1 protein-coding gene (running past one end of the window) is annotated in these 12,858 nt (G+C 32.7%); it reads left to right on the forward strand.

The window, feature by feature from the left end; all coding sequences use genetic code 11:
• Window positions 1-12,858 carry the start of a hypothetical protein gene (locus ALEK_RS17570; protein ID WP_173424128.1) on the forward strand. It continues 32,658 nt past the right edge of the window, so the window shows 12,858 of its 45,516 coding nt (coding positions 1-12,858); its start codon is at window positions 1-3; the stop codon falls past the right edge of the window.

Raw genomic sequence — 12,858 nt, forward strand, 5'->3', positions numbered from 1 at the left:
ATGGCAACAGATAACAAGTATGTAAAGTATCAAAGTAAAAGTGTAAAACTTATAGATAAACCAGAAAAAGGTGAGAATATTTCAGTTTATGTTCGACCTGGAGATGAAATAGATTTTAAATTAGATGGGATTAATTTAGAAGATCTTGAATATGAATTAGTTGGGGGTGATATTGTTATCGATATTCCTAATAAAGGTTCATTTACTTTCGTATCTATGGCTTTAATGGGTTATAATGACACTCCTCCTACTTTTTCTTCTTCGTCTGGAAAAGAGTTAAGTCTTGGAGATATATTATCTGAAGTTGAAGAAATCAATTCGTTGCCGATTGATGCTTTAGTTTCAAATATTGATATAAATATTCCTGATGCTACTTGTTCTGAAGATGAAGATGGAGAATCTTCTGATAAAGCTGTTCCTGCACCTCCTGTTATTATTCAAGAAATCGAAGTTGCAATTGATTCTAATGAAGCAATAGATGACCTCGATAGTTCATCTGACTTTGATGCACCACCAGTTGATGCACCAATTGTAATTGAAAATGTATTTACAAGTAATAATGAAGACTCATCTAGTTCTGCAAAAACTGAAGAAGCAGAAACTGAAGGTGCTAAACCTACATTATCTTTTGATATTGACATTCAGCATGTTCAAGCAGTTGAGAGTTCTGAAGGTAATACTCTTATCGTAAATGGTGGAGGAGGTATTGCCTATGACAATGTATATGGTAAGGATTCTTTCCAATTACAACCAACAAAAAACCAAACTGCAAGTGATATAATTGATTATTCAAATGTTACATCTGATCAATTCTCAAATGTTGTTATTAATGCAGACGATAGTGATTTATTTACAGCAACTACTACTTCAAGAACAATTGCAATCAATCCTATACAAGGTGCAGGATTTGCCGTTGATACTATTACGATAAGTGGTGCAGATTTACCAAATGGATTTAAAGTTCAAAATGCTACACAAAGTGGTAATTCATGGGTGATTAAAAAAGATGATCCTAATACTGATGAAATTGATGGATTTACTATTGATTCAAGTGGTAAAGTTCAAATTACATTTACAGTAAATAATAATGAAGCAAAAGATTTTGAATTAGTTATTAAGGCTGATTCAAAATTTAGCTTAGATAATTTACCTGAAAAAGATAAAGCTGATTTTCAAGCTCCTGTAGTTACGGAAATTACAGCTACAAATGAATATGGTATTAATCTTAAATCTATTGCAAATAAAGATTCAAATTCTATTGAAGAGTATAAATTTTCTAAATTCGGTGAATATGAAGATGGATATGTAGTTACAAGTAATGTAAATGACAATATTATTAAAGGTTCAACTACTCTATCTAATACAATTACAAGTGGTTTAGGTAATGATACTATTACTACAGGTGAAGGAAAAGATACTATTTACTCAAAAGTTGGTAATGATATTATTGATGCTGGAGCAAATGATGATATTATCGAATCTGGTGCTGGTAATGATACTATTGTTATGGGTACTGGTGATGATACTTTGGATGCAGGAGAAGGAAATGATACTATTGATTTCTCCGCAATAAATAGTGATACTAATATTGGTGTAACTGCTGATCTAACTGCTGGAACTGTTACTGGAAATGGTACAGATAAAATTACTTCAGTTGAAAATATTATAGGTTCTCAAGATAATGATATTTTAACTGGTTCTTCTGTAGTTAATATTATTGATGGACAAGCAGGTAATGACACTATTGATGGACAAGCTGGAAATGATACTATTGATGGTGGTGTAGGAAATGATACAATTCAAGGTGGTCTTGGAGATGATAATCTAAAAGGTGGAACAGGAATTGATACTGTTTCTTTTGAGAACTCTGCTACTGCTGTAACTGTTAATTTACAGATTGATGATAATAATGAAGAAGCTGGATTAGCAACTGGTGAAGGTACAGATAGTTTAAATAATTTTGAAAATGTTATTGGTTCATCTTTATCTGATTCTATTTCTGGAAATAAAGAAGATAATAGTTTAAGTGGTTTAGCCGGTAATGACTCAATTAGAGGTTTCGAAGGTAATGACATCTTATCTGGTGGTGCAGGTAATGATACTTTAGTTGGGGATAAAGGTAATGATACTTTCCAAGGTGGAGAGGGTAATGATACAGTTGATTTTTCAAACTCTACTGATGCGGAAACTGTAAACTTAAAAAATAATAGAGCTAGTGGTGGAGAAGATATCGATGATATCTTTGATGTTGAAAATGTAATTGGTACAAAATTTAATGATTCAATAACTGGTGATGATAATGATAATATCTTAAAAGGTGAAAAAGGTGATGATTATCTAAGTGGTGGCTTAGGTAATGATACTCTAGATGGTGGAGAAGGTAATGATACAGCAGATTACAGTGATATTACATCTGGTGGTGTAACAGTTTCTTTAGCTCAAAGCGGTGCTCAAGATACTGTTAACGCTGGTAGTGATACTCTTACTGGAATTGAAAATTTAATTGGAACTTCTTCTTCAGATACTTTAACAGGAGATTCTTCTGATAATAGCATCTTAAGTGGTGCAGGTAATGATACTATTTACTCTAGTGGAAGCTCAGCTAACGGTGCTGATTTAATAAATGGTGGTTCTGGATCTGATGACCTTTTAAGCTTCAAAAATGAATCTCAAGGTATCAAAATTGATTTAGATATTACTACTTCTCAAGATACTAATACTGGAAATGTGATTGTTAGTAATATTGAGAATATTGAAGGTACTAATCAAAGCGATATAATCAAAGGTGCTTCTGTAACTAATAATGATTTATATGGTTTAGATGGGGATGATTCATTAGTAGGTAGAACTGGAGATGATTCATTATTTGGTGGCAACGATAATGATACACTTGATGGTGGTCTAGGTAACGATTATTTAGATGGTGGAAATGGAATAGATTTAGTTGATTATTCAGATTCTACAGTTGGAGTTAATTTAACTTTAGCTGAAACTGGGGTAGAAGCAACTGCTACAATCGGTACAGATATTGATAAAGTAAAAGATATTGAAAATATTTCTGGTTCAAGTGCTAATGATATATTAGGTGGAAACTCACAAAATAATATTTTAGAAGGTAATGATGGCGATGATACATTTATTGCTAGCGATGGCTTAGATAAAATTGTCGGTGGTGAAGGAAAAGATACTTTAGATTACTCTGCAAGAAGTAATAGTATTGAAGTTACATTAGCAGGTAGCTCAATTACTACATTAAAAGAATCAGGTGTTAACAAAGATAGTATTTCTTATGTTGAGAATATTATTGGTTCAAGTGTAGATGATACAATCACAGGTGATAGTGAAAATAATACATTAATTGGTAATGCAGGGAAAGATACATTAAGTGGTAATGATGGTGCTGATAGATTAGAAGGTGGTGCTGGAAATGATACATTAGTCTCAGGTAGAGGTAATGACTATTTAGATGGTGGAGATGATATAGATACAGTTGACTATTCATATAAAGATGATTTAAATGATATCACAGGTATTGATGTAGATTTATCTGCTAATAAAGGTACAGATAAAACTAGTAATAATACAGATACTTTACTAAATATTGAAAATGTAAATGGTACAAGAAATGATGATACTATTAAAGGTGATAGCCAAAATAATACATTAACTGGAAATGCGGGTAATGATACATTAAGTGGTGAAGCTGGAGATGATTATCTTGATGGTGGTTCAGGTGATGATACATTAAAAGGTGGAGCTGGAGATGATAAATTCTTTGGTGGAAGCGACTTTGATACAGTAGATTACTCTGATTCTACTGATGCTGTTACTGTTGATTTAAAAGCTACAACTGCTCAAACTGTTAGTACTAGTCAAGGAAGTGATACTTTTGATTCTATTGAAGCTGTAATTGGTTCGAATTTAGATGATACTCTAATTGGTACAAGTACAAAGAATAAACTAGACGGTAATGCTGGAAATGATACATTAATTGGTTTTGGTGGTGATGATACAATCATTGGTGGAACTGGTGAAGATACAATTAGTTTCGAATACACTAATAAAGATATTACTGTAGATTTATCAAATACAAGCTCACAAACATCTGGTGATGGTGAATTATTAATTTCTGAAGTGGAAAATGTACTTGGTTCTAGTGGTAATGATAATATTACAGGGAATAGTTCTGCTAATACATTAAAAGGTGCTGCTGGTAATGATATTATTGCTGGTGGACTTGGTAATGACTACATAGATGGTGGTTCAGGAATTGATACAGTTGATTATACAAATAGTGATGCTGTTACTTTAACTCTTGGGGAAGCAGGAGTTGAAGCTGAAGCTACAATCAATACTGAAAAAGACACAATCAAAGATATTGAAAATATTCATGGCTCTAATTTTAATGATACTTTAAAAGGTAATAGTCAAGATAATACTTTATTAGGTCAAGGTGGAAATGATTCTTTAATTGCTAGTAATGGAAATGACTCTTTATTTGGTGGAAATGGAATTGATACTGTTGATTACTCACAAAGAGCAAATTCTATTGATATTACATTAAATGATTCAGGAAACTCGACTTTAAAAGAATCAGGTGTAAATAAAGATACTTTAAATAGCATTGAAAATATTACTGGTACAAATCAAAATGATACAATCACTGGTAATAATCAAGCTAATACTTTAATTGGTAATGAAGGTAATGATACTTTATCTGGAAAAGAAGGTAATGATAGATTAGAAGGTGGCTTAGGTGATGATACACTAATTGCTGGAAAAGGTAATGACTATTTAGATGGTGGCTCAAACAGTGCTGCTGGGGATACAGTAGATTATTCTTACAAAGATTTAAATGGTGATGTATTAGGTGTTGACGTTGATTTATCAGCTACAAGAGGTATTGACTTATCAAATAATAATACTGATACTTTACTAAATATTGAAAATGTAAATGGTACAAGATTAAATGATACTATTACTGGTAATAGTGATAACAATACTTTAAAAGGTAATGATGGTAATGATACTATTTCTGGTGGAGCTGGAAATGATTATCTTGATGGTGGAGATGGAAATGATACTTTAACAGGTGGAGCAGGAAATGATTCATTTGTTGGTGGAGATGGAGTTGATACTGCTGATTATTCAAGTGTAAGTGATAAATTATTTATTGATTTAAAATCTTTAACTCCAAGAGAAGTAGCTAGTGGTTTAGGTATTGATAGTTTTGATTCTATAGAAGGTGTAATTGGTGGATCAAATGATGATACATTAATAGGTACATCTGGTGCTAATAATCTTGATGGAAGTGCTGGAAATGATACTTTAATTGGATATGGGGGAGATGATACTTTAACAGGTGGATCAGGTAATGATTTAGTTAGTTTTGGTTTCACTCACGAAGATGTTAAACTTGATTTATCTGATACATCTGCTCAAACAAGTGGAGTAGGTGAACTAGTTGTATCTGGAGTTGAGAATATAGATGGTGGTTTTGGTAATGATACTCTAACTGGTAATGATGATATTAATACTCTTAAAGGTGGTTATGGAGATGACACTTTAATTGGAAAAGGTGGAAATGATACTTTAGATGGTGGTAGAAATCAAGATTCACATACAATAAGAATTACAAATCCAGCATTAACAGTTGCTTTTGTTATTGCAGGTGTTTCAATAACAAGTGCAAGTGCTAGTGAAGATGTAATGCTTGATAATTTAGTATCAGATTTTAATTCAAAAAATGCTGATGGATCATTAGGTACTTTAGTAAGAAAAGGTAATGAACTATTACTTCAAACTTCAGAGACTGTAAATGGTCTTGATAATGTTACTGATACATCAAAAACATTTATTGATACAGTTGATTACTCTTCAACAACTGGATTATCTATTAATGCTGATATGACAGCAGGCACTATTAATTTATCTGATGGAAGTGTTGATACAATTATTGATATTGAAAAAATAATTGGTACAGATTTAGCTGACTCTATTACTGGAAACTCTTTAGCAAATATTTTAGAAGGTGGAGCTGGAGATGATATTATTTCTGGGGGAGCTGGAAATGATACAATCTCTGGTGGTGCAGGAAATGATATACTTGAAGGTGGAGCAGGAGATGATACTGTTAATGGTGATACTGGAAATGATGTAATTAAAGCAAATTTCCAAAGTTCTAGTACTGATGCTAATAATATAAATGATGTTATAGATGGTGGTCAGGATACTGATACTGTTGATTATTCAGGAAGCGATTTTAACAACCATAAAATCACAGTAGATTTAGACTCAAACTCTGTAGCTGTTGATGGTGGTGATAATGATGTTATTTCTAATGTAGAAAATATTATAGGTACAAATTATAATGATGGTGATAATTCTACAGTAGAAGATACAATTTTAGCTGATGCTAAAGACAATAGTATTGATGCAAAAGCTGGTGATGATAGTGTTTCTGGAAAAGCTGGAGATGATATTATCAAAGGTGGTGATGGCTTTGATAAAATCGATGGTGGAGCTGATAATGATTCATTATATGGTGAAGCAGGTAATGATACAATTGATGGTGGAACTGGAGATGATTACTTAAGTGGTGGTAGTGGAAATGATACTTTAAAAGGTGGTGAAGGTACTAACTCAATTGTTGGTAATTCAGGTATTGATACAGTTGATTATTCTGGTAGTAAATCTATTACAGTTGATTTATCAATTACTAATTCTCAAAATGTAGCAGATGGCATAAATGATACTATTTCTTCTGTTGAAAATGTTTCAGGATCTAGTGTAGTAGATATTATTAAGGGTAATGATTCTGATAACTCACTATTTGGTTCAGATGGAAATGACACTTTAATTGGACGTGGAGGAAATGATACTCTAAACGGTGGAGCAGGGGATGAAGATATTGCTGATTATTCTGCTCAAACAACATCTATAAATGTAAATCTTAAAACACCAGATGCTAATGGAAATCAAGTATTAGATGATGGACAAGGTGATAGTGATACATTAGTTGATATTGAAATAATTAAAGCTTCTCAAGCTGATGATATTTTAGTAGGTAGTGATAATTCTGATACTTTTATAGCAAATGCAGGAGCTGATACAATTACCGCTGGACTTGGAGATGATGTTCTTGAAGGAAATGCTGGTAATGATACTTTTATCTCTACAGATAATGATGGTATAGATGTAATTGATGGTGGTGCAGATGCGGATACTATTGATTATAGTGCAATTACAGGAGACTTAGATTTAACACTTAATACTTCATCTGAAGTAAGAGCAAAAATTGATACTGTTGACAGTGATAAAATCAAAAATGTTGAAAATATTATTTCAGGTAGTGGTGATGATACTATTACTGGTGATAATGGACACAATACAATTATTACTAATGCAGGTGATGATACTGTTGTTGGTGGTAGAGGAAATGATTATTTAGATGGTGGCTCTAACACATCAATTGGAGATACAGTAGATTATACTTATATAGATGATATTACTGCATATGAAATAGGTGTAAATGTAAACTTGGAGAACCAAACAGCTAATGATATAGATAGTGGATATGCAGTTGGTTCTGATACAGTTATTGGCTTTGAAAATGTTGATGGTACAAAAAATAATGATACAATTGTTGGTAATAGCTCTGATAATACATTAAAAGGTAATGCTGGGAGTGATTTACTTGAAGGTGCTGCAGGAAATGACTCTTTAGAAGCTGGAGCTGGGAATGACACTCTAAAAGGTGGAACTGGTGATGATATTCTTAATGGTGGTACTGGTACAGATACTGCTGATTTCTCAGATGCAAGTGCTGATTTAAATATCGATTTAAATAACTCAGGTCAAATTGATATTGGTGCAGGATTAGGAAAAGATACATTTATTTCTATTGAGGGTGCTATTGGTGGTTCTGGAAATGATAATATCAAAGGTACAAGTGAAGCGAATACTTTAATTGGTAATGCTGGAGATGATACATTACTTGGTGGTGGAGCATCATCAGAATTTGATTATATTGATGGTGGTAGTGGTACAGACTTTGTAAGTTACAACTATATTAAAGATGAAACTCAAAAGGTTACTATTAATTTAGGTTTAGATTATGATGGTGATGGACATGCTTATAATGATGTTGATGGTGATGTCCATGAATATCAAAATGCTGGAGCTGCTGGAAATCTATTTATCAAAAATGTTGAAAACTTAGAAGGTGGAGCAGGTGATGATACACTTATTGGTAATTCTGATAGAAATGAATTAGTTGGTGGTGTTGGTGATGACTGGTTAATTGGTGGTTCTAATAGTAATACTCTAATTGGTGGTCAATCTAAAATAGCTGATAATCTAACTATTGATGAAAATAATAGTGATGCTTTAGCTGGTCTTGGAATTGATACTGTTGATTACTCTGGACTTACTAGTAGTGTTGGAATTAGTGCTGATATGAATGCAGGTGATGACACAGCAGGAAAACAAGCTGGTGAAGTTTCTTATAATGCTAGTTCAGTAGACAAATTATTTGGTATAGAAAATATTAGAGCCTCTAAAAATGATGATGCAATTACTGGTGATACTGATGATAATGTAAATAATCTATTTGAAGGTATGGGTGGTTCTGATATTATTTCTGGTGGAGCTGGTAATGATACTATTTATGGTGGAACTGAAAATGATAGTGATTTAACTGTTTCAGATGGAGCGGATACTTTATCTGGTGGGACAGGAGATGATACTATTTATGGTAATGCTGGATCTGACACTCTAATTGGTAATGAAGGAAATGACTCTTTAGTTGGAGGAGAGGGTAATGATACTGCTGACTACTCGTATCTAAATACAGGAACAGACAGTGTAATTGCTGACTTTACTACTAATATTGCAACGGTTTCAAATGGAAGTGATACAGATACTTTTGACAGTATAGAAAATGTATTAGGTACAAATAATAATGATACATTTATTATGAAAAGTGGAACTACAACAAATATTATTAATGGTTCAAATGGTACAGATTTAATTAACTACTCTAATTACAATGGAAGTGGTATAAATATTGATTTAAGCCTTACAACTGCACAAGTTATTGCAACAGGTGATATTGATACTGTATTAAATATTGAAGATATTATTGCTTCTCAATTAGATGATAAAATTACTGGAAATTCTTCTGATAATAGTATTAATGGTCATGAGGGAAGTGATTCAATTATTTCAAGTGCGGGATCTGATACTATTAATGGAGGTATTGATGCAAGTTCTGATGATACTGATATTGTAGATTACTCAAATCAAACAAGTAAAATTGAATTAACAACAGCTTCTGGTACATCTAACTATACAGTGACTAAAACATCTACGAATACAGATGATTCAGTAAGTAATATTGAAGAAGTAATAGCTACAGATTATAACGATACTTTAACTGGGGATAACCAAAAAGACGTATTTAAAGCAGGTTCTGGAGATGATACACTAAAAGGAAATGCTGGTGATGATTCTTTATATGGACAAGATGGAGATGATACACTTATTGGTGGAACTGGTAATGATATTTTAGATGGTGGTAATAATACTTCTGTTGGTGATACAGTTGATTATTCATTACGAAGTGACGAAATAAAAGCAGATTTATCTAATAATGAAGTTATTGTTGATACAAGTGGTGATAATGCATTTGATGGATCTGATGAAAAAGATACTTTATCTAATATAGAAAATGTTACTGCCACAAATGGAAATGATACAATAATTGCGAATTCTTCATCTAACACAGTTTATGCTAATGCTGGTGATGACACAATCAAATTTAATGAGAAAAGTCATACATTAGGTGATTTTATTGATGGTGGAGAAGGAAGTGAAACTTCTGGAGATACAATTGATTATTCATTAGTTAATGAGAGTGTAGAATTAACTTTAGGTGATTCTGATATTACAACTAATGTAGTTATAAATAATGTTAACGATCATCAAATTAAAAATATTGAAAATGTAAAAGGTACAAACCTAGCAGATTCGATTACGGGTAACTCTGAGAAAAATATTTTAGAAGGTAATTCTGGTGCTGATATCTTATCTGGGCAAGCTGGAGATGATACATTAGATGGTGGAGCTGATAATGATACTTTATCTGGTGGTGCTGGTGATGATAAATTAACAGGTGGTTCAGGTATTGATACGGCTGACTATTCAGCAGCAACAGAAGATTTAACAGTTGACATTACAGATGGAACTAAATTTATTAGTACTTCTCAAGGAACAGATACATTTAGTAGTATTGAAGGTGTAATGGGTGGTTCTGGTAATGATATTCTAACTGGTAATACAGGTGCAAATACACTTATAGGAAATGCAGGAAATGACACTTTACTTGGAAAAGGTGCCACTTCAGGAGTTGATTTCTTGGATGGTGGAATTGGACAAGATTTTGTTAGTTTCTCAGATGTAACTGGTAGTGGAATTAAAGTTGATTTATCTGTAACTGGTGAACAAGATACAAATAATGATAATACAAATGATCTAATTATCAGAAATATTGAAAATATTGAAGGTAGTAATCAAGCTGATACAATTACTGGGAACGCCTCAAATAATACTATTAAAGGTCTTAATGGAAATGATTCATTTATTGCAAGTGCGGGTGATGATCATATCTATGGTGGAAATGAGTCAACAGATACTTCAACTGGTGATATTGCCGACTACTCAAATCAAACACAAAAAATTACATTATCAACAGCTTCTGGTACAAGTGACTATACAGTAACAAAAGTTGCTGGGGGAACAGATACATTAGAAGGTATTGATACAATTATTGGTTCAAACTATAATGATGAATTAACAGGTGACAATCAAAAAGATGTATTTATAAGTAAAGATGGAAATGATATTCTAAAAGGTAATGCCGGTGATGATACATTAGATGGTGGAGATGGTAATGATATATTAATTGGTGGTACTGGTGAAGATTCTCTAATTGGTGGAGCAGGTACTGATACTATTGATTATTCAGCACGAGCTAATTCTGTTGAAGTAAATTTAGGTTCTGGTACTGCAGTTGTTGATACAGAAAATGACAATGATTTTGATGTAAATGATGAAAATGATTCTATCTCTGGAATTGAAAATATCAAAGGTTCAAACCAAAAAGATTTACTAACAGGAGATACTTCTTCTAATATTATTACAGGTAATGATGGTGATGATACTATTGCTGGTGGAGCTGGTGGTGATACACTATATGGTAATGCCGGTGATGATACATTCACATTCACTAATACTGCTGATGAATCAAGATTTGATTCTATTGATGGTGGTACTAATACAGGAGTTGGAGATACTTTAGAATATACTCAATTATCTACAGGTGTTAATGTAACTTTAGGGGAAACAGATGTATCTACAAGTGTTACTGTTGGTACAAGAACAGAAGACCACACAATTGTTAATATTGAAAATGTAAAAGGTACTAATCATAATGATATTATTTCTGGTAATAGTTTAAATAATACATTAGTTGGTAATTCTGGTGATGATATTTTAAAAGGTGCTGGTGGAGATGATTCTTTAGATGGGGGTCTTGGAAATGATACAGTAGATTATTCTGATGCAAGTGAAAACTTAGATGTTGATATTACTGATGGTACAAAGTTTATTAGTACATCTCAAGGTACTGATACATTCAAAGATATTGAAGGAATCATTGGTGGTTCTGGTGATGATATTCTAAAAGGTAACTCTTCAGCAAACACTTTAATTGGTAATGATGGTAATGATACATTATTTGGAAGAGGTGTTAGTGGTACTGGTATTGACTATTTAGATGGTGGTGGTGCAGCTGATGATGAAGATTATGTTAGCTTTAGCGATAGTAGCTCTGGGATAAAACTAGATTTATCTATTACTACTGCACAAGATACAGATGGTAATGCAACTAATGATTTAATTATCAAAAATATTGAAAATGCTGAAGGTAGTAATCATATTGATACGATTACTGGTGATGCTAGTGATAATACAATTAAAGGTTTATCAGGAAACGATACATTAAAGTCAAGCTCAGGAGATGATACATTAGATGGTGGGGGAGATGTAGATAAAGCAGATTACTCAAACCAATCACAAAAGATAGTATTAACAACAACAAGTGGGACAGATTACTCAGTAGATAAAGCAGCAAATGGTACAGATACAGTAGTAAGAGTAGAAGAGATTGTAGGGACAAACTTCAAAGATACGATGACAGGCGGAACAGGAAATGACATTTTTACAGCAGGAGCAGATAAAGATACATTATATGGGAATGCAGGGAATGATACATTAAGTGGAGAAGCAGGAGATGATAGTCTAGAAGGTGGAGCAGGGAATGATTCACTAGATGGAGGAGCAGATAACGATACACTAATCGGAGGAGCTGGAGATGATACAATCACAGCAGGATTAGGTGATGATAAGATTACTGCAAATTTCCAAGCATCAGGAGATGATGTAAATACAATAAATGACACAATCAATGGAGAATCAGGAACAGATACTATAGATTATAGTGGAAGTGATTTTGATACTAATAGAATTGATGCAGATTTAAGTGCAGGAACAATTGATGTAGCAAATGGTGATAACGACGCAGTATCAAATATAGAAAATATTATTGGAACAAATAATACAACATCAGGTGATACAATCACAGGATCATCATCAGCAAATTCAATTAATGGTATGGCAGGAGATGATTCATTATATGGATTAGCAGGAAATGACATTATTGATGGAGGATTAGGAAATGACTCAATTGATGGTGGAGCAGATAATGATACATTATCAGGGAATGCAGGAACTGATAGT

Origin of the sequence: Poseidonibacter lekithochrous (assembly GCF_013283835.1) — a bacterium.
Taxonomy (GTDB): Bacteria; Campylobacterota; Campylobacteria; order Campylobacterales; family Arcobacteraceae; genus Poseidonibacter; species Poseidonibacter lekithochrous.